We start from the raw sequence: 19,948 nt of genomic DNA, 5'->3' as shown, positions 1-19,948 counted from the left end.
GATCGACTGGCGAAACCCGCGGCACACCTTCCGGCTGAGCTGCGCCGGATAGGTGCCGCCGCTCCGTTTCCCCGAGCCTTCGGCAGCGATTGTGATTCGATTGCGGCCATGGGTGCGCGTCATGACGCCCTGCCGGACGATCTCGAAGCGCTGAAGGCGGTGCTCCTGGCCGAGCGTGCCGAACAGGCGGCCGCGCCCGAGCGGGCCGGCCAAGTCGAGGCGGAACTGGCAGTCGCCAGACCCAAGGCGTCGGACGACCAGGCGCTGATCGTCGGAACCGCTTGCCGCCGCATATGGCAATGCAGCCTCGACCGCAATGGCCGGCGCATCCGAGCAGCTAGAAACCACGATCATTATCGCAATCGTCGTCGGCCTGGCGAGCATCCTGGCCGGCACGGTGATCGCGCTCGTCACTGGACGGGGCATCGCCGTGCCGATCCGCGGCATGACGGCGGCCATGGGGCGCCTGGCGCGCCGCGACATGGCGGCGAAATCGTCGGCCGCGACCGCAAGTACGAGATCGGCGAGATGGCCGCTGCCGTGCAGACCTTCAAGGACAGCATGATCGAAACCGACCGCCTGGCGGCCTTGCAGGCGGCCTAGGGCCGGGACCCATAAAGGGGCTTTCCACGGCTTTGCGGCTGTGATTCATGGTCTTCGGAAGGGGACCGTTTTTGGATCAAGGTTTTTTCTGGCTGACCGACACTCAGTTTGCGCGTCTTGAGCCGCATCTGCCAACGGACACTCGTGGGAAGCCTCGGGTCGATGATCGGCGGGTCATCAGTGGCATCGTGCATGTTCTGATCTCCGGCTGCCGATGGAAGGACGCGCCTTCGGCCTATGGGCCGCGCAAGACGTTGTACAACCGCTTCCAGCGCTGGGCGGCCAAGGGCGTCTGGTCGGACCTGTTCCATGCGCTCGCCACGGCCGGCGGGCCGCCCGCCGAGGTATTGATCGATTCTTCAGCCGTGAAGGCGCATCGCTGCGCCTCGGGCGGAAAAGGGGGGAGCGGAACCAGGCGATCGGCCGCTCGCGCGGCGGTCGCACAACCAAATCCACGCCCTGACCGATCGGAACTGCCGTCCCATCGCCTTCTTGCTCACCGGCGGGCAGGTTGCCGATTGCGTAGCCGCCGATACACTGCTCGACCGGGTGACCACCGCCAATCTGGTTCATGGCGACAAAGGCTACGATACCAATGCCGTACGCCAGAAGATCGAGGCGAAGGGTGCCGCGCCGAACATCCCGCCCAAGGTCAACCGCGTCTGGAAGAACTGCTTCTCGCCGTACCTCTATCGAAATCGCAACGCCATCGAACGCATGTTCAACCGGCTCAAGGACTTCCGGCGCATCGCCACCCGGTATGACCGCCTCGCGACAAACTTCCACGCAGCGATCTGCATCGCTGCCGCCGTCTGTTACTGGTTATGAGTCCCAGCCCTAGAACGAAGCGAAGGTCCGGCGCGCCCGGCGGCTCGACGATCTCATCAAGACCTTCGAGACGAAAGTGGGCGAGTTGGTCAATGGCGTGTCTTCGGCGGCGAACGAGATGGAAGCGACGGCGCAGTCGATGTCGTCCATCGCGGAAGAGACCAACATGCAGGCCGGCGCCGTATCGGCCGCCTCCGAGGAGACCTCGGCGAACGTGCAGACCGTGGCGTCGGCCACCGAAGAACTGTCCTCGTCGGTCGGCGAGATCGGACGGCAGGTCGCCCAGTCGGCCAAGATCGCCAGCAAGGCGGTCGAAGATGCGCGGCGCGCCGGCGTCGACATCGAAGCACTGGCGGCGGACGCCCAGCAGATCGGCAATGTGGTGACGCTGATCCAGGCGATCGCGGGCCAGACCAACCTGCTCGCGCTCAATGCCACGATCGAGGCGGCGCGCGCCGGCGAGGCAGGCAAGGGCTTCGCGGTCGTGGCGTCCGAGGTGCGCAACCTCGCGGCCCAGGCGGCGAACGCCACCGACGACATCGCTCAGCAGATCGGCGAGATCTCAGGAGGCGGTCGGCGCCATCAACCATATCGGCGGCACGATCACCGAAATCAGCGACATCTCGACCATGATCTCGGCGGCGATCGAGCAGCAGGGCGCCACGACCCAGCGCATCAAGCGGAATACGGTCGAGGCGGCGAGCGGCACCAGCAACGTGTCGGCAAATATCGGTGGGGTAAGTGCCGGCGCCGGCGAGACCGGTGCCGCGGCCGGCGAGGTGCTGAATGCCGCCGGCGAACTCGGTCGCCAGTCCGACAGCCTGCGTCAGGAAATCACGCGCCTCCTCAACCAGATCCGTGCCGCCTGACGGGAGCGCGCAAGCCTGGTGCGCTCCGCTCGCCGATTATGCCTGACGTGCACGCCGTCTTGGTACCGTTCGACGTAGAGTCCTTCCATGAGAAGGGCGGACCCGCCAGCGCGAGCGGCTTGGTTCCGGCGTCCCTCAGCGTTATCAAGCCCACGATCTGGTGGTCGAGCCAGTGCGAGGCGCAGCCGCCTGCGCACTGGGTTGCCATCGCCGTCCCGCCACCGCGAGTGCGGTCATTCAGAATTTCAACGGTGCCAGACGCATGATCGTGGGCGGGGCGGCGAGGAACTGCCCCAGCGAGGCAATAAATGCCTTCGCGTAGGGCATTTTCAGGTGCTCGTTAAGCGCGGCTTCGTCAGTCCAACGTTCCGAAATCACGATCTTCTCCGGATGTTTCGCGTCCGCATGAACTTCATAGCGGAGGCATCCGGCTTCGCGTCGTGTTTCAAGGGCTGCGTCACGGGCGGCCTGGGTGAACGCATCCAAGGCATCGGGCTTGATCGCCAGGTTGGCCAGGATGATCAACTCGCTCGACGGATTCTCATGGCTCGTCATGTCTTTCTTCTCCCAAGGCAGATCCTGGCGGGACGGGGTGTCCAACCAGCAGAAAATGTTTGCAAAAGCCGTATATCGATCGGCTGCGGCCGACATGGACGGCCGGGGCCGTTTCAGGTACGCCAGTATCGATGGCGAATGGGTTCCGAAGGGGGCGATACGGAAGCGATTCGAAGGCGATCGTCACAAACTGCGACCGATCGCGCCCTTCTGAATCTCGTTGGTGCCGCCGTAGATCCGCTCGATCCTTGCGAACGAGAACAGCTTGGATATCGGGGATTCGGCGACGCAGCCGAAGCCCCCGTGCAACTGCAGGCAGTCGTCCGTTACCGCATATTCGTGTTCGCTGCACCAGAGCTTCGCCGCACTGCTGGTCATGTGATCCAGTATGCCGCTCATGAACTTGGCGATGAGATCGCGGCGAAAGGCGTCGGCGACGATCAGCTTCGTTTTGAGTTCGCCGAGCTTGAATTGCGTGTTCTGAAAATCGAACACGCGCTTCCCGAATACTTTGCGCTCTTTTACATAATCGAGCGTAAGATCGAAGGCATATCGCGCGGCCGCGATCGCGCGCAGTGACATCAACACCCGGTCGAACAGCAGGAACTGCGAGATATTTGCTCCCAGGCCCTGGCCTTCCTTCCCGAGAATGGTCGACTTCGGTACGCGGACGTCGGTGAAGAAAAGCTCGGCGGTCGACGATGCCTTGGCGGCGATCATATCCATCCTGCGACGCTCGATGCCGGGGGTGTTCAGGTCCATCAGGAGCATGGTCAACGAGCCGCGCCCGCGCTCGACATCGTCGTCGGTCTTCACCACCAGATAGCAGAGGTCAGCGAGCATCCCGTGCGAGATATAGGTTTTCTGACCATTGATGACGAAATCGTCGCCATCCGACCTTGCCCGCGTTGTGATGGCATTGACGTCACTACCGGCATCCGGCTCGGAGATGCCGATGCACTGCGTGACCTCGCCGGAGAGGATGCGCGGGTAGTAGCGCGCCTTCTGCTCGGGCGTGCCGAACTCGATGAGGAGCAAGGTGAGCAGATCCGCGCCAAAAGTAATGCTGCCAAGAGAGGCGCCGGCGGGGGATCGCGCGATTTCCTCGGTCAGTAAGATCGGGAACAGCGGATCGCAGCCTGGGCCACCTTCTTCCGCAGGGATCAGAAGCCCTAAGAGGCCCAGTTCGCCCGCCTCGCGCCAGAGCGACGCGGGATGCCCGTTCTCCGCCTTTTCCCATTTTTGGCAGAAGGGATCCATGCGTTCACGGATGAACCGCTGCACGGTGTTGCGGAAGGCCTTGTGCTCCAGCGACAGGCCTTCATCCATCACGCGACCGTCCATGCGGCATCCTCCTCTCGATCTTCAATTATGTGCCCGCCAAGTCGGAGACCCGGGTCCCCCGGCAGCATCGCGGCCTTCAAACCGGGCCGGTACCTTCGCTAAGTACAATATAAAACATATGCTTTCAACGTCTCTCGTTCGTGATGTGACAAAGCGCGAATTCCCTCAACTGAGAGAGCCGAAACGGCTTGGACATGTGGGTGGTGGATTTCCAAGGCATAAATCCACCGTTTTATCGCCGAAGCATGGAAAGGGGCGCGTGCGGCCATCCGCCGATGGAACATCACGTTCGGCATGTTCCTTCGAACGGCGTACGACCGAGGTCGTCCGGCTCGTGCCAGGGCGGGGAGTGCCCTGCGCGAAACCTCTCGGAGTGGAGAGGCGCGTGGTACGAGATTGCGTGCCTTTCGCGGCGGACATGATGGGCTAAGATTCTCACAAATGCGCTCCAGCGATCGGCGGTGCGACCAGCGTTCGTTTTAGCGGATTGAAACGCATGAACTGCTTTTTTGGATCTGCACCGGCGTTCGGCGCGCAGCGTTTCCTCCGATCTTCCCGATGAGGATTACGGAATTTCTCAGCCATTTAGCTGCGTTTTGGCGGATTCTGCGGCGGCGCGGATCTAGGTGATGTGATCCTATTGCACCAACGCCGTGAACGATGTAGAACGATCGAACTAAAGGTGGCCATGAGAGTCGCCGCGTTGTAGGCGAGGAAAGTTGAACGCAGCAATCTCTCCCACAGCTATCCGCGGTTCAGAATCACTTCTGGCTGACGCCATCGATGTGTTCCGGCCAGTCGATGGCGAGTTCGGCATCGTGATCCGGTGCCAGTCGGTGAAGGTTTGAGCATGGCGAACGACCTCCTGAATGTCGGCATCGTCGGCCTCAATGCGCAGCGAGGTTGGGCGAAGCTTGCCCATGTACCTGCGCTGCGGGCGCTCCTTTCCGACTACGCCATTATGGGCGTCGCCAACAGCAGGGCCGATAGCGCCGCGGTTGCGGCCGAGGTGCTGGATATTCCTCGTGCATTTTCCAACGTGGCCGAACTGGTCGCGTCACCTGAAATCGATCTCGTTACAGTGACGGTGAAGACCCCTCATCACCACGGGATCGTAAAATCGGCCCTGGAGGCGGGCAAGCCGGTGTATTGCGAATGGCCGTTGGGAAACGGTCTGGACGAAGCGGAGGACCTGGCGCGTCTTGCCGCGCGTGCCGGAATCCCCACGGTCATCGGGCTCCAGGCCTGCGTCGCGCCTGCTATCCAGCAACTCCTGAGTCTCGTGGAAGAAGGTTTCGTCGGCAAGGTTCTCTCCACCACGATGGTCGGCGCCGGCGGACCCTGGGGTGCCGTGACCGGCGCCGCGGATGCATACGCCCTCGATCATCGTAATGGTACGACCTTGCTGACGATCTCCGCCGGGCAAGCGCTGGCTGCGCTGCAATACGTGCTCGGAGAGTTGGTGGATGTGCGCGCCATTATCGCTCAACGGCGCGACAAAAGCCGGATCGCCGAGACGGGTCTGGAGTGCCCGATGACAAGCCCCGATCAGGTGCTGGTCATCGGGCACTTGGAATCCGGAATTCCTCTCTCGCTGCATTTGCGGGGCGGCATGGCGCGCGATGTAGGCTTCAGCTGGGAAATCCACGGCACCGAGGGTGATCTTCGCCTCACTGCGCCGATGGGGCAGATCCAGCTCGCCCGGCTCTCCTTGTCCGGCGCTCGGGGCTCGGAAACGTCGCTGCATCCGATCGAGCTATTGCCGCATTCCGCTTCGAATTGGCCGACAAGCCCGCTGTCCGGCAACGTTGCTCGCCTCTACGCCAAGGCGGCGGCACATTTTCGGGGCCGGGGCTCCGCCGTTCCTGATTTTGAGCACGCTGTGAAGCTGCATCGGCTGCTGGCAGCCATCGAGAAGGCTGAGGAAACCGGCAGGCGCATGACCCGGGACCCCCTTGGGCAATGGGGCGCCGAGACCACCCGCACGACTGTCTAGAGAGCGCGACAGGGGCGACTGCGCAAACCTTCGCGCGTCCCGACACTTGGAGGATACACGCATGGCCGTCGAATATATTCGCTCCGCTCACCCGCGCCATAGAGCGCTTGCCGTCGCCGATCTTGAGCGCCCGGGAGAATGCGCGTGAGCCAGGAATTCGAGGGCAAGGTTGCTATCGTCACCGGCGCCGGCAGTCCCATAGGCCGGGCTGTGACTCGCCGCCTGCGCGCCGAGGGTGCGCAATTGGTTCTAGGCGACGTGGTTGAGGCCGATCTGTTGGCGTGCGCAACGTCTCTGGGCGATCGCGTGATTGCGGTCTCCGGTGACCTCAGCCGCCGCGAAGGCGTGCAAAGACTGGTCGCCGCTGCGCTCGATGCTCACGGCAAAATCGACATCTTGGTCAACAATGCGGGCGGCGGCGTCATTCTGCCGTTCCTCAAGCACACGCCCGAGACCATGCAAGCGACAATCGACCGGAATCTTTGGACGACCGTGTGGAGCTGCTACGAAGTCTTGCCGGGTATGGTCGAGCGCAAGTACGGGCGGATCGTCAACGTCGGCGCAGATTCGGTCCGCAACGGGCTCTATGATCATGCCATGTACAACGCGGCGAAGGGCGGGGTCCACGCGATCGCGACCGGACTGGCCCGCGAGTTCGCATCGCTCGATATCACGGTCAATGTAGTTGCGCCCTGCATGGTCGAGACCCCACTCGTCACGAATGCGCGTGCGCAAGGCCATCCGATGATACCGAAGATGGAGGCCGTCATTCCGAAAGGCCGCCCCGCGGATGTAGACGAGGTTGCCTCTACGATCGCCTATCTGGCGCGTGACGAAGCACGCTTCATTACCGGCCAGGTAATCAGTGTCAACGGTGGAAGCACAATGCTGTGATTTTCGTGATTGCATGAATTTACCAAACACTAAGGTCTAATCGGAAAATCAGCATGCCCGGAATTGCGGAATCCATAATGTAAAATAACGATCTGCGGTCTTCGGTTGACAAGTGACTTTTGGTGCTAGCTGAAAATTCAGTGAGCATTAATCGCCGCTAATATCTGGTGTAGAGCGAAATATACCTAAAAACACTAAAAACAGGGAGGATGGCACATGGAGATCTTTGTGCGGGGAATATATCGTGCTTGCGGAGAGAGAACTCGCTTTGGGCTGAGAAGCGCCATTCTTTCTGCCCTGCTGATAAGTGCTCCGGCCGCTGCGCAAGATGCAGACAATGATGCGGCTGCGCTGAAAGCGCTGGATGCGACTCTGCTGCCGAAAGGCTGGGCTATCCCGTATCCATCGTTCAACGATTCATTGATCGGCAACCTGGGAGGCTTCCGCACGACGCTCGCGAAATATGGCATCGGGTTTTCCTCGATCGGGGAGGGCACTTTCGCGGCGAATACTTTGGGCACGCCTCGCACCGTCCCTGGTCAATATACCTTTTTCGGCACAGTAGCACCTTGCGTCAGCAAATTTTCGGCGTGTGCCGGCAATCAAGTCTATTTCGGCCAAAAGCCGAGCGCAGTCTTTATTTCTCAAACCACCGTTACGTTCGATACGAGCCGCTACGGCGTGCCTGATGGGCAGATTGCGGTCGCGCTCGGCGCGGGCCTTTCCTCATGGGTGGGCTTTTTCCCGACGTCCGCCAGTTTGAATGGTTTGGAATGGTGGCAAACCGCCTTCAACAAGAAGCTGGATATCGAGATAGGTTATTTCAGTAACGCCTACCGTTACATGGGCACCCAGATCGGCGGAAATTTCGCCAATACGTTTGGGCCAGGATCGTCGGTCAATATTCTGCTGGGGGAATCATATTTCGCTACCCCCGGCGCCAACTTCACCTTCCATGCGGACGGAAATTTCTACGACAAAGCCGGCGTTGGGGTCAGCGGCGTGGTGAGCGGCAAAACAGGCAACCCGCTCTACGACGAATATTCTGAAAATCGGACCGGCTTCAAATTCTCCCCTCCCAATACCGGCACGTTCTTTATCGATGAACTGGGCTACAGGAACAGGCCCCAACCTGGAACGCTCTTTACTTGGGTGAGAGGCGGCGGAATGTACAATACCGCCGAATTCCAAAACTTGAGCAGCTCCAACCCGGCCACGAAGATCCGAGGTAACGAGGGCGCTTTTCTGCTAGCGGACCAGCAACTGTGGCAACAGGACCGGTCCTCCGCAGCCTCGGCGCGTAGGGGTATCTACGCAGGTCTTACATACATGGGAGCGCCGGAGAAGAAGACAGCAATAACCAGCTACTATGAAGGCCGTGCTTACTGGGTCGGCCCTCTGGCAAGCCGCCCAGCGGATATGCTCTCGTTCGTCTATTTTCATCAGGACTACAGCAAATATCTGACAAATAGCCTCGACAATCTCAACCTGGTCTCGGGGGGCACGGCGCCTGGAGGATACTCTTCCGCCAATTCATACTCAATTTCATATCTGGCCCATTTAATTCCCGGACTGTATGGGCAGTTTGGGCTGAACTATACCGACAATCCGGCCAGCGTTAGGTACAGAAATGAAGGAAGTGCTCTTCTGGTTCAGGCAAGCTTGACTACGGTATTTTGAGATACTGCTGTCCTTCGCGAACCTAAGCGCAGCGTTCCGCGAAAATCGCGGTTATCGCGACTTAAAACGCCATGTGCCGGCGTGCAGACGTGGGCGAGGCATTAGCGAACGTGGGAGCGCGATCCTGTGAACTTCTACGAAAGAGAGACATCATGAAAGACCATCCGGGCCTCCCGAAGAAGTACATCGAGTCGAAGAAGGGACGCATCTGCTACCAAGAAGAGGGGGAAGGTCGCGCCGTCATCCTGATCCATGGCGGCGGCCCCGGTGCCTACGGGTTCAGCAACTACCGGCGGAACATCGGGGCGCTGTCGGGGCGCAACCGCGTGGTCGTGCTTGACCTTCCAGGCTTCGGCGGCTCCGACCACCGCGACAATTCCAACGGCATCTTTTCGACTCTCGCCGATGCTCTGCTGGAACTGATGGACGCCCTCGGGCTGAAGACGGCGAGCTTGGTGGGAAATTCGCTCGGGGGCGGCACGTCGATCCGATTTGCCCTCGATCATCCGGAACGCGTCGACAGGCTGGTTCTTATGGGCCCCGGTGGCAGTTTGCCGGCGACGTCGACCTTCCCGTCGGAGGGCCTGCTGCGCATGTTGACCTTCTACGACGGGGATGGGCCTTCCCTGGAGAAGCTGGAGCGCGTCTTGGATCTGCTGGTGTTCGATCGATCGACCATCACGCGCGAGTTGGTCGAGGAGAGGTATCGGACGGCGACCCTGCCTCAGACCTTGAGCAACCCGCCGCTGCGCGGCCAAGCTCACCACCCGAACAACGAGCTCTGGAAGGCGGACCTCGATAAGCTACCGCACCCCACGCTGCTGATCTGGGGGCGGGAGGATCGAGTTCTTCCCCTGGACATGGCCTTCATATTGCTGAAACGCATACCGAAGGCGGATCTCCACATCTTCTCGAACTGCGGACATTGGGCGCAGTGGGAACGGGCCGAAGAGTTCAACCAGCTGGTCGGAAATTTCCTGGCGGCGTGACGAAAACGCGAATTGCGGCGGCTGGCTTGCGATGGCGCCATCGATGTCGCCGCCGGCTTCGCCCCCGATCGCCGACGCTCCCCATATTCACTCTGTGCCGAAGGTTTGACGCCCGTGATCCTGCATAAAGTTCGTAGCTACAAATCCGCCGAGACACTGAAGCGCGAGGATCAGCTCGCGTGGAAGATCGCTGCCGTTGCCACCGACCCGGTGCCGGTCGAGGACGCCGTGGTCGAGATGATCGGCAATCGCATCATCGACAACGCGGCCGTCGCCGCAGCCTCGATCAACCGTCATCCGATCGTGACCGCCCGCGGGCAGGCGCTCGGCCATTCCCACTCCGGCGGCGCGGGCCTCGGCGCCACGCTGTTCGGCCTGCCGTCGTCCCGGCGCGTCTCGCCCGAATGGGCGGCCTGGGCGAATGGCGTTGCCGTGCGCGAACTCGACTATCACGACACGTTCCTCGCTGCCGACTACTCCCACCCCGGCGACAATATTCCCCCGCTGCTGGCTGTGGCGCAGCATTGCGGGCTGTCCGGCGCCGATCTCGTGCGCGGCCTTGCAGCCGCCTACGAGGTCCAGGTCGACCTGGTGAAGGGCATCTGTCTGCACGAACACAAGATCGACCATATCGCGCATCTGGGGCCTTCGGCCGCGGCCGGCATCGGCGCGGCACTCAATCTGCCGACCGAGATCGTGTTCCAGGCCGTGCAGCAGGCACTGCACGTCACCACGACCACGCGCCAGTCGCGCAAGGGCGAGATTTCGAGCTGGAAGGCCTTTGCTCCGGCCTTCGCCGGCAAGATGGCGATCGAGGCGGTCGATCGTGTGATGCGCGGTGAAGGCGCGCCATCGCCGGCCTATGAGGGCGAGGACGGCTTCATCGCCTGGCTGCTCGGCGGCCCCTCGGCAGAATACCAGGTGCCCTTGCCCGCGCCGGGCGAAGCGAAGCGCGCGATCCTCGAAACCTACACCAAGGCCCACTCCGCGGAATATCAGAGCCAGGCGCTGATCGATTTGGCCCGCCGCCTCGGTCCGAAGATCGGCGACCTGTCGCAAATCCGCGATGTCCTGATCCGTACCAGTCATCACACCCATTACGTGATCGGCAGCGGTGCCAACGATCCGCAGAAGATGGACCCGAAGGCGAGCCGCGAGACCCTCGATCATTCGATCATGTACATCTTTGCGGTGGCGCTCGAAGACGGTGCATGGCACCACGAGCGCTCCTATGCGCCAGAACGCGCAGCGCGGTCCGAGACCGTAGCGCTCTGGCACAAGATCCGCACCGTCGAGGACCCGGAATGGACGAGTCGCTATCATGCGGTCGATCCGGCGGTGAAAGCTTTCGGCGGCCATGTCACCGTGACGCTCGCCGACGGTACGGTGATCGAGGACGAGATCGCCGTCGCCGATGCCCATCCGCTCGGCGCCAAGCCCTGGCAGCGCGCCGATTATGTGGCGAAGTTCCGTGAGCTCACCGAAGGCATGGTCGAAACGGCCGAACAGGACAGGTTCCTGGCTGCGGTCGACAATCTGCGACACCTGACGCCGGGGGCACTTGCCCAATTGAGCTTCGAGATCCCGCCCGCGCGGCTCGTCGCGGCCACCGCCCACGGCATCTTCGACTGGCCGGTGCGCGGCCGGTCGGCATCCCCTGCATCCCTTGGCTGAGGAGCCCACGATGACCGAGATCGTCAAGCCCAAGAAATCTGTGGCGCTGTCCGGCGTGCTGGCGGGGAATACGGCGCTTTGCACCGTCGGCCGCACCGGCAACGATCTGCATTACCGCGGTTACGATATCCTCGACATCGCGGAAGCCTGCGAGTTCGAGGAGATCGCCCATCTGCTGGTCCACGGCACGCTGCCGACCGTGACCGAACTCGCGGCCTACAAGGCGAAGCTGCGCCGGCTGCGCGGTCTGCCGTTCGCGGTGCGCCAGGCGCTCGAGGCCCTGCCGGCGGCGGCCCATCCAATGGACGTCATGCGCAGCGCCGTCTCGACGTTCGGCTGCGTGCTGCCCGAGGCGCCGGATCATAACCATGCCGGTGCCCGCGATGTCGCCGATCGGCTGTTGGCGTCGCTCGGCTCGATGCTGCTCTATTGGTACCACTACGCTCATCATGGCCGCCGCATCGAGGTGGAGACCGACGACGACAGCATCGGCGCGCATTTCCTGCACCTGCTGCACGGCATAGCGCCGAGCGAGACGCATGTCCGGGCGATGCACACTTCGCTCATCCTTTATGCGGAGCATGAGTTCAACGCCTCGACCTTTACGGCGCGATCGATTGCCGGCACCGGCGCCGATATCTATTCGGCGATCACCGGCGGCATCGGCGCGCTGCGCGGCCCGAAGCACGGCGGCGCTAACGAGGTCGCGTTCGAGATCCAGAAGCGGTATGCAGATCCGGCCGAGGCGGAGACGGACATCCGCCGCAGAGTGGAGGCGAAGGAGGTCGTGATCGGTTTCGGCCATCCGGTCTATACAGTCGCCGATCCGCGCAACGAGGTGATCAAGGGCGTGGCGCGTCGGCTCAGCGTCGACGCCGGCGCCATGAAGATGTTCGAGATCGCCGACCGGATAGAGGCAGTGATGGCCGAGACCAAGAGGATGTTCGCGAACCTCGACTGGTTCAGCGCCGTCTCATATCACCTGATGGGCGTGCCGACCGAGATGTTCACGCCGTTGTTCGTCATTGCCCGCACGGCGGGCTGGTCGGCGCATATCATAGAGCAGCGCATCGACAACAAGATCATCCGGCCGTCGGCAAACTATGTCGGACCCGAGGATCTGCCGTTCGTGCCGCTCGCCGAGCGCGGCGGTACCACGCGCCCGTCAGCGGCGGCCTGAGGAGCAGCCCATGCCCTATCTTGTTGCCAACGATCTGCCGGATGAACCAGCGGGCCTGCGCTTCCGCCGGCTGCTCGATCGCCCGGGCATCCTGCAGATCCCCGGAACGCACAATGGCATGGCGGCGCTGCAGGCCAAGGCCGCCGGCTTCGAGGCGCTTTATCTCTCCGGCGCTGCGATGACCGCGTCGATGGGCTTGCCGGACCTGGGCGTCATCACCGTGGACGAAGTGGGCTTCTTCATCCGCCAGGTGGCGCGGTCGAGCGGTCTGCCGGTCCTGGTCGATGGTGACACCGGCTATGGCGAGGCCCTCAACGTCATGCACATGGTCCGCAGCTTCGAGGAGGCCGGCGCTGGTGCCGTTCATATCGAGGACCAGCTGCTGCCCAAGAAGTGCGGCCACCTCAATGACAAGAAGCTGGCCGACGCGCACGACATGGCGGCCAAGGTCGCTGCGGCCGCGAAGGCGCGCCGGCATCTCTACATCGTCGCTCGGACCGACGCGGCCGCAAGCGAGGGTCTCGAGGGCGCCGTGGCGCGCGCGAAGCTTTATGTCGAGGCCGGTGCCGACGCGATTTTTCCCGAAGCGCTCAACACCGCCGAGATGTTCAGAGCCTTCGCTGCCGCGATGCCTGGCGTGCCGCTGCTCGCCAATATGACCGAGTTCGGACGCACGCCGTTCTTCACGGCCGGCGAGTTTGAGGCCATGGGCTACCGCATGGTGATCTGGCCGGTCTCGTCGCTGCGCGTCGCGAACAAGGCGCAGGAAAAGCTCTATACCGCGATCCGGCGCGACGGCGGCACGCATGGCATGGTCGACGCCATGCAGACCCGGGCCGAGCTCTATGCGACCATCGGGCTCCACGCCTACGAGGCGCTCGATGCGTCCATCGTCGAGACGGTCATCCCCAGGATGCCCGCCGGCTAAGCCTGCTCGATGCCCGGGACCAGAGCGGCGTCTGCCACAGGACATTGGACAGGGCGTATATCGTACGCGTCCGCTGGAGCTTGCAATTACCCATAAGTGACTGAGTCAATACCGAGTCGGAGTATCCGTGAAGTTGAGCGGCCTGGGCTGGCTATGATTCTGTGCAGAGCACCTGCTTGCCGAAGGGTGGTGCTCGATGACAGTTTCCAAGGGTGATCGGATTGATGGATCGAACCATTGGAGTATGCGGGAGATAGATGAGACGGCCTTCAAGGACGTCCGGTTGGGGCGGCGCTGCGCCGAATTGGTCAGGCAACTGAGCGCTGGGATGGGCAGTTCGATCCCCTTCGCCTGCCAGGATTGGGCGAACACCAAAGCTGCCTACCGGTTCTTCGCGAATCCGAAGGTCGAGGAGGCCGACATTCTCAGCGGGCATTTTCTCGCCACCCGCCAGCGATACGATGCATGCGGCGGCCCGGTGCTGCTGTTGCAGGACACGACCGAGTTCACCTATCAGCGCCGCGATCCGCGAGCCATCGGGTTCACCAAAAGCGTCAACAGTGGCCGTGACAAGGAAGGCCGCTTACGCCATCACGCCCTGTGCGGGATCCTGATGCATTCGAGCCTGGCCGTCACGACGGAAGGCTTGCCGTTGGGATTGTCGGCGATAAAGTTCTGGAACCGCGACAAGTTCAAGGGCACGGCCCGATTGAAGCGGAAGATCAATCCGACGCGCGTCCCCATCGAGGCGAAGGAAAGCATCCGCTGGCTCGACAATCTCCGTCAGTCCGTGGATCTGTTGGATCAGCCGGGCCGCTGCGTTCACGTCGGCGATCGGGAAAGCGACATTTACGAGCTGTATTGCCTGACGAAAGAACTGGGCACGCACTTCGTCGTGCGTACGGTCGTCGATCGCCTGGCAGGGGACGGAGACACCACCATCGCGGCCGAAATGCGCGACGCAGAAACGGTCGGCCAACACGTCGTCGATGTGCGTGACGGCACCGACAATGTCGTCAAGGTCACTTTGGACTTGAGGTACAAACGCATTCAGGTGTTGCCGCCGATCGGCAAGCAGAAGCGATATCCCTCACTTGCCTTGACTGTCATCCATGCCGTGGAGGTCGAGCCTCCAACCGGCCGCAAGCCGGTCACATGGAAGCTTTTGACCGACTTCGAAGTTAAGGATCGAGAGCAGGTCATCGAAAAGATCGGCTGGTACGCAATGCGCTGGAAAATCGAGACCTTCCATAAAGTGCTCAAGTCCGGCTGCCGTGCCGAAGACGCCAAGCTGCGTACGGCCGATCGGCTTGCCAATTTGGTCGCCGTGTTCTGCATCATCGCCTGGCGGGTTCTCTGGCTGACGATGATTGCCAGAACGGCACCGGCAGCACAGCCCACGCTCGCGCTCACCAAGTCCGAGATCTCGATCCTCGATCGCCTCGTCAGCGATGTCGGCAATCGAGCTGCCGAACCGAAAACCTTGGTATGTTATCTCACAAAGCTCGCCAGGCTCGGTGGCTACCTCGCACGGGCGGCCGACCCGCCGCCGGGGAATACCGTCATCTGGCGCGGTCTGCGGCGACTCAACGATATCCTACTCGGCGCCGAAATCGCCCGAACTTGAAATCTATGGGTAATTGCAAGCCGCTGGAGACCGTCTGCTAATCGAGGATCAAGTGGACCTCTCGGTTATCTCGTGTCCTCAGGTCGGTGACCAGTTCGGCGAACCGGTGTAGATACCCGCACAGATCCGGCGGGATCGACGCCGTGTTTGTGATCCTGATTTGAAATGGTGGCTTCACCGCATTCATATCGCCGCCGATGCTGTCATTGAGCGCATCGAGATTATGGCCGTGCCAGGATGGCGCGCCGAGGCCGGGAAGAAGGGCGTTGTAAAAATCACTCTGCTGGCGCCAATCCGAGGCATTGAGGCTAATCTCTTTCATTCTATCCCAAGATCTCCCAACCGCTCTCGCCGGACCCATGGCATCAGTACAGCAATCCGGCTGATGGGATGGCCGTCGGCGATGCCTCCTAGGACATCGCGCAAATAGGCCTCAGGGTCGATTCCGTTGAGCTTCGCCGTCTCAATTATGGTGTAGATCGCAGCAGCACGCTCGCCACCGGCGTCGCTACCCGCGAAGGTCCAATTCTTCCGGCCGAGTGCGACGCCGCGCAGGCAGTTCTCGGCCCTGTTGTTATCCGCCTCCAGGCGACCATCGTCGAGGAACCGCACCAGGGCCGCGCGCCGCTTCAGCGTGTAGCGGAACGCCTCAGCCAGCGCCGATTTGGCCGACAGCTTGCTGAGCGTTGCCGTGCCCCACTCGAAGAAGCCATCGATCAGCGGCGCGGCTTTGCTCCGGACCGCAACACGCTCGGCGGCGGGTTTGCCGCGCGCTTCGGCCTCAATCGCATAGACCGCCGCGATCCGGTCGAGCGCCTCCTTGGCGACCGCCGACTTGGTCGCTTCCCATACGTCGAAATACTTCCGGCGGCAATGCGCCCAGCAGGCGACCTCGATGATCGGCCCCGGCTCCGCTCGTCCGGGATCGTAGAGCGCGTCATACCCCGCGTAGGCATCGGCCTGGAGGAAGCCGGTGAAGCCGTTCAGATGCTCCTGCGGTCGCTCGCCCTTGCGGTCGGGGCTGTAGAAGAACGCGGCCGCCGGTGGCGCCGTGCCGCAGAACGGCCGATCGTCTCGGACATAGACCCAGAGGCGGCCGGTCTTGGTCTTGCCGGTACCGGGCGCCAGCACCGGGACGGGCGTGTCGTCGCCATGGATCTTCTCGGCGGCAAACACATGCGCCCGAATGCTCTCGACGATCGGATCGAGCAGCCAAGCCGCTTGGCCGACCCAATCCGCCAGGGTCGAGCGGTCGAGATCGACGCCGTCCCGGGCATAGATCGCGCTCTGCCGATAGAGCGGCAGGTGATCGCAATACTTCGCGACCAGGACATGGGCCAGCAGTGCGGCACTCGGCCGACCGCGTGGGATCGGCAGTGCCGGTGCCGGAGCCTGGGTGATCCGGTCGCAGCGCTGGCAGGCATACTTCGGCCGGACATGGCGCAGCACCTGGAAGCGCCCCGGCACATAGTCCAGCACCTCGGTCACGTCCTCGCCGAGCTTCGACATTCCGGCACCGCAGGCCGAGCAGGTACAGGCGTCTGCCGGTTCGTGCAGGATGTCTTGGCGCGGCAGATGATCGGGCAACGGCCGCCGCTTCGGCCTCATCCGCTCCGGCCGGGTTGAGACCTGGCCCGAGGCCTCGGCCTGCGCTTCGACCTGGGCCTCGACGGTCTCCAGCTCTTCCAGTTGCAGTTCGAGTTGCTCGATCTGCCGGTTCAGCCGCTCGGAAGATTGCCCGAACTGCATCCGGCGCAGCTTGGCGAGCTGCATCTTCAGCTTCTCGATCTCCAGCCGGGTGAACAGCACCGCCGCCTTCGCCGCGCGCAGTTCGGCGGCGGCGGCATCCCGCTCGGCGGTGACCGCGTCTCTCTCGGCCTTGGTTATATCGAGCGTCGAGTTCGCCGCCGCCAACTCGGCCTGGCAAGCGAGCGCGAAAGCACGAAGCGCCTCGGGATCGGACGGGAGGATGGCCGTGTCGAGCGACATGGCCGATCATACCAAATCCATGGTTATAGAGCCAGAATCGTGAGGCGAATCAACGCGTTTAGATGAGGCTCGGCGCCGCCGTCGGCTCCGGTGCCACGGTCCGGCGCCAATCAATGCCCTCGATCAGCAGCGCCAATTGCGCCGGGGTCAGCATCAGCCCACCATCGACCAGCGGCGGCCAGACGAACTTGCCCTTCTCCAGCCGCTTGGCGAACAGGCACATGCCGGAGCCATCCCAGTAAATCGCCTTAAAATAATCGCCGCGCTTGCCCCGGAACACGAAGAGATGGCCGCTGAACGGGTCCTGGCGCAGCACCGCCTGGACCTTGGCCGACAGCCCGTCGAAGCCGTTCCTGAGGTCGATCGGCTGGCAGGCGAGGAACACCTTCGTTCCCGGCCGCATGCCGATCAAAACACGTCCTTCATCGCGGCCAGAACCCGGTGCAGCGCCCGTTGGTTGACGAAGGCATCGACGCGAACTCGGGCGCCGCTCGGCAAATCGATCTCGATCAGGCCAGGGCGATCGTCCATCGACGATTGGGACGGTCGGGGCGGCTTCGGTTGCTCGGGCGCGACGGGTGCCGGTGCCGCGATCATCGCCTGGCCTTCATCCTCGGCACGGCCAAACACGCCGAGTGGCATGAACTCCATTGGCTCGGGGACTGGCGGTATCGATGCCGCAGCCCTCACGGCCGCGCGCCAGTTATAGAGCAAGCTCTCCGAGATCCGGTGTCGCCGGGCGACCACGGCGACCTTGCCGCCCGACGCATCCACCTCGGCGAGGAGCGCTACCTTCTCAGCCTCGCTCCACCTCCGGCGCCGTTCAACGCGATCGATGACTTCGACTGCGGTCACTCCAATCCTCCTTCTGGAGGCTACAGAAGGAGTCTCCAGAACCGCAGAATCAGGGCGCGATCCGGTCAGTGCAACACGGTGCAGGCCGAGCGCTTACCGTATATCCCTATCGCGCGGATTAAATCGCGCCGCATCCGGGCATGTCGTAAGCATGCGGCGTAGGCCGCCGTCGCACCGGTCTGTCTGGTTAACGGTTAAGCCTCGTCGGGCTTTTTGTCCTTCGGTTTGGTGGTCGCGGCGAGGACTTGGCGGCGTTGTTCGATGATCCAGGGGGCGGCCTTGTGGAGTTCGACCAGCTCTTTGAGGTTATCGATGCCGTGGTCGGTGAACGCCATCACTCCGTGTTCGCCGACGCCGACGACCCATAGCTGGCCGTCTTCGGTGTCCATGTCATCGGCGACGTCCCACAGCCAGTCCTCGTCTTCGCCGAGCATCTCGGCGACATGGCTGATGGTGAACACGTGGCTGACTTTGTTGACGTGCCCCATCACGCCGCCTGTGTCGCAAGGCCTTGCTGTCGAGCCGTCTTCCAGTTCCAGGGTAGCAGCTCGTCGAGGCGGTGAACCGGATGCGTGGCGATGCGGGCGAGCACATCGGCGAGCCATGCCTGGGGATCGACGTCGTTCATCTTGGCGCTGACGATGAGGCTATACATGGCGGCAGCTCGTTGGCCGCTACGGTCGGAGCCGCAGAACAGCCACGACTTTCTGCCCAATGCGATGCCGCGCAGCGCGCGTTCTCCTCAAGGTCCGCCATGGCGAAGAACGGGCGCCGGGCATGGACCCAGCAGGCCGCTTCCGCGATCGGCCCAGGATTCCGTTGAGGCTCATAGAGCTTGGTGTAGCCGCCGAAGGCGTCGGCCTGCAGGATGCCGCCATACTTGGCCAGATGCGCCTGCGGATGCTCGCCCTTTCGATCGCGCGAGTAATAGAACATCGCCGCCGGCGGATCCGAGCCACCGAACGGCCGGTCGTCTTTCACATAGACCCAGCATCGCGCGACATCGCACTTGCCCAAGGCCAGCACGGGCACGGTGGTGTCGTCGCCATGGAGCCGTTCGGCCGCCATGACGTGGGCCTCGACCCGCCGCAGCAGCGGAGCCAGTGCTGTACAGCTCGATCCCATGGCGTCGGCCGCCGTCGATAGGCTGATCGGAACCCCCTCCAGCGCGTAGCGCTCGGTCTGCCGGTTCAGCGGCTGATGCTGGCCGAACTTCTCATAGAGGATCATGGCCAGCAGGCTAGGTCCCGCCCAGCCCCGTGGGATCACGTGGAACGGCGCCGGCGCCTGACTGATCTTCTCGCAATCCCGGCAGGTGAACTTTTCCCGCACTGTTTCGATCACCTTCCACTGGCGCGGGATCACCTCCAGGGTCCGGGTCACGTCCTCGCCCAGCTTGCGCAGCCGCGTGCCGCCGCAGCAGTCGCAGGCCACCGGCGGATCGATCACCACGCGCTCGCGCGGCAGATGCTCGGGGAAGGTGTTTCGGTCGGGACGCTTGCGGGTGAAGCCCGCCACAGTCGTGGCCTTGGCGACCGCGATTTCAGCGGCGAGTTCGTCCTCGGTGGCGCCCGCTTCCAGCTCTTCGAACTGCAGCGCCAGCTGATCGATGAGCCGGGCCGAACGCTCCGAGCGAGGACCGTAGATCTGCTGTTCGAGCTTGGCGATCCGCAGCTTCTGGTGCGCGATCAAGGCCGCGTCTTCGGACGCTTTGGCCTGTGCCACAGCCAAGTGCGCATCCGCCTCCAGCCGTTGCACGCGCTCGATTACCAGCGCCGCTTTCAGCGCATCGAGGTCGTCCGGCAGGGCTGCAAGATCGGCGTCCATGACCAGAAGTGAATCATGAATCCGGCCCGTTCGCGTCTGGAAAATGAAGCCGACCGGCCTATCCGGCGCTGGTCGGCCGCCAAGTGTGGCGCGGGTTCCGCCAGTCGATG

General features: G+C 62.8%; 17 protein-coding genes and 3 pseudogenes. 12 read left to right on the top strand and 8 right to left on the bottom strand.

Translation table 11 applies throughout. From position 1 onward, the window contains the following. Nucleotides 1-108: 108 nt before the first annotated feature. From IEY58_RS33645 to IEY58_RS34540, 4 genes and pseudogenes are all read left to right on the top strand, one after another. Nucleotides 109-603, top strand: coding sequence for a hypothetical protein (locus tag IEY58_RS33645; protein ID WP_189052570.1), 495 nt, complete (start codon nucleotides 109-111; stop codon nucleotides 601-603). A gap of 47 nt (nucleotides 604-650) precedes the next feature. Next, nucleotides 651-1,431 (top strand): annotated as a pseudogene (locus IEY58_RS33640) (IS5 family transposase). A gap of 118 nt (nucleotides 1,432-1,549) precedes the next feature. Then, a pseudogene (locus tag IEY58_RS34545) lies at nucleotides 1,550-1,967 on the top strand (methyl-accepting chemotaxis protein); the annotation flags it as partial. Between the two features lie 93 nt (nucleotides 1,968-2,060). Next, nucleotides 2,061-2,300: a hypothetical protein gene (locus tag IEY58_RS34540; protein WP_229744166.1), complete on the top strand. Its 240-nt coding sequence runs from the start codon at nucleotides 2,061-2,063 to the stop codon at nucleotides 2,298-2,300. 237 nt (nucleotides 2,301-2,537) lie between these two features. Here the strand turns inward: IEY58_RS34540 and IEY58_RS33630 are convergent, their stop codons facing one another. Both IEY58_RS33630 and IEY58_RS33625 read right to left on the bottom strand, forming a co-directional pair. Next, a complete protein-coding gene (locus IEY58_RS33630; protein ID WP_189052566.1) occupies nucleotides 2,538-2,855 on the bottom strand; it encodes a putative quinol monooxygenase in 318 nt (105 codons plus the stop codon). A 183-nt stretch (nucleotides 2,856-3,038) separates the two neighbouring features. Then, on the bottom strand, nucleotides 3,039-4,199 hold the full coding sequence (locus IEY58_RS33625; protein WP_189052565.1) for an acyl-CoA dehydrogenase family protein: 1,161 nt from the start codon (nucleotides 4,197-4,199) through the stop codon (nucleotides 3,039-3,041). Nucleotides 4,200-5,049: 850 nt separating this feature from the next. On the opposite strand from IEY58_RS33625, the gene IEY58_RS33620 reads away from it, so the two are divergent. The 8 genes from IEY58_RS33620 to IEY58_RS33585 all read left to right on the top strand — a co-directional run bounded on the left by IEY58_RS33620 (nucleotide 5,050) and on the right by IEY58_RS33585 (nucleotide 15,167). Continuing rightward, on the top strand, nucleotides 5,050-6,195 hold the full coding sequence (locus tag IEY58_RS33620; protein WP_189052564.1) for a Gfo/Idh/MocA family protein: 1,146 nt from the start codon (nucleotides 5,050-5,052) through the stop codon (nucleotides 6,193-6,195). Between the two features lie 144 nt (nucleotides 6,196-6,339). After that, on the top strand, nucleotides 6,340-7,089 hold the full coding sequence (locus IEY58_RS33615) for an SDR family oxidoreductase (RefSeq protein WP_229744165.1): 750 nt from the start codon (nucleotides 6,340-6,342) through the stop codon (nucleotides 7,087-7,089). Between the two features lie 216 nt (nucleotides 7,090-7,305). Continuing rightward, nucleotides 7,306-8,769 (top strand): carbohydrate porin, encoded by a 1,464-nt coding sequence (locus IEY58_RS33610; protein WP_189052562.1) that lies wholly within the window; start codon nucleotides 7,306-7,308, stop codon nucleotides 8,767-8,769. A 152-nt stretch (nucleotides 8,770-8,921) separates the two neighbouring features. Then, nucleotides 8,922-9,758, top strand: coding sequence for an alpha/beta fold hydrolase (locus tag IEY58_RS33605; RefSeq protein WP_189052561.1), 837 nt, complete (start codon nucleotides 8,922-8,924; stop codon nucleotides 9,756-9,758). Between the two features lie 114 nt (nucleotides 9,759-9,872). Then, the gene (locus tag IEY58_RS33600) at nucleotides 9,873-11,432 is read left to right on the top strand and encodes an MmgE/PrpD family protein (RefSeq protein ID WP_189052560.1); all 1,560 of its coding nucleotides are present in this window, start codon (nucleotides 9,873-9,875) and stop codon (nucleotides 11,430-11,432) included. Between the two features lie 10 nt (nucleotides 11,433-11,442). Next, nucleotides 11,443-12,612: a bifunctional 2-methylcitrate synthase/citrate synthase gene (prpC, locus tag IEY58_RS33595; protein WP_189052559.1), complete on the top strand. Its 1,170-nt coding sequence runs from the start codon at nucleotides 11,443-11,445 to the stop codon at nucleotides 12,610-12,612. Nucleotides 12,613-12,622: 10 nt separating this feature from the next. Continuing rightward, the gene (prpB, locus tag IEY58_RS33590; protein WP_189052558.1) at nucleotides 12,623-13,540 is read left to right on the top strand and encodes a methylisocitrate lyase; all 918 of its coding nucleotides are present in this window, start codon (nucleotides 12,623-12,625) and stop codon (nucleotides 13,538-13,540) included. Between the two features lie 196 nt (nucleotides 13,541-13,736). After that, nucleotides 13,737-15,167, top strand: a complete 1,431-nt coding sequence (locus IEY58_RS33585; RefSeq protein WP_229744164.1) for an IS4 family transposase — start codon at nucleotides 13,737-13,739, stop codon at nucleotides 15,165-15,167. A gap of 37 nt (nucleotides 15,168-15,204) precedes the next feature. Here IEY58_RS33585 and IEY58_RS33580 read toward each other — a convergent pair whose 3' ends face one another. From IEY58_RS33580 to tnpC (IEY58_RS33555), 6 genes and pseudogenes are all read right to left on the bottom strand, one after another. Further along, nucleotides 15,205-15,489, bottom strand: a complete 285-nt coding sequence (locus IEY58_RS33580; protein WP_189052557.1) for a barstar family protein — start codon at nucleotides 15,487-15,489, stop codon at nucleotides 15,205-15,207. After that, nucleotides 15,486-17,156, bottom strand: a complete 1,671-nt coding sequence (gene tnpC, locus IEY58_RS33575; RefSeq protein ID WP_229744163.1) for an IS66 family transposase — start codon at nucleotides 17,154-17,156, stop codon at nucleotides 15,486-15,488. The genes IEY58_RS33580 and tnpC (IEY58_RS33575) overlap by 4 nt, the downstream gene beginning before the upstream one ends. 58 nt (nucleotides 17,157-17,214) lie before the next feature. After that, nucleotides 17,215-17,559 carry an IS66 family insertion sequence element accessory protein TnpB gene (gene tnpB, locus IEY58_RS33570; protein ID WP_407648473.1) on the bottom strand — a complete coding sequence of 115 codons (345 nt, stop codon included), beginning with the start codon at nucleotides 17,557-17,559 and terminating at the stop codon, nucleotides 17,215-17,217. 5 nt (nucleotides 17,560-17,564) lie between these two features. Continuing rightward, nucleotides 17,565-18,011, bottom strand: coding sequence for an IS66-like element accessory protein TnpA (gene tnpA, locus IEY58_RS33565; RefSeq protein ID WP_189052555.1), 447 nt, complete (start codon nucleotides 18,009-18,011; stop codon nucleotides 17,565-17,567). A gap of 194 nt (nucleotides 18,012-18,205) precedes the next feature. Beyond that, nucleotides 18,206-18,499 carry a hypothetical protein gene (locus IEY58_RS33560; RefSeq protein ID WP_189052554.1) on the bottom strand — a complete coding sequence of 98 codons (294 nt, stop codon included), beginning with the start codon at nucleotides 18,497-18,499 and terminating at the stop codon, nucleotides 18,206-18,208. Further along, nucleotides 18,499-19,838, bottom strand: a pseudogene (gene tnpC / locus IEY58_RS33555) (IS66 family transposase). The gene IEY58_RS33560 and the pseudogene tnpC (IEY58_RS33555) overlap by 1 nt, the downstream one beginning before the upstream one ends. Nucleotides 19,839-19,948: the final 110 nt, after the last annotated feature.

It is taken from the genome of Aliidongia dinghuensis (assembly GCF_014643535.1).
GTDB lineage: Bacteria > Pseudomonadota > Alphaproteobacteria > ATCC43930 > CGMCC-115725 > Aliidongia > Aliidongia dinghuensis.
This window is presented reverse-complemented; position numbering and strand designations above follow the sequence as displayed.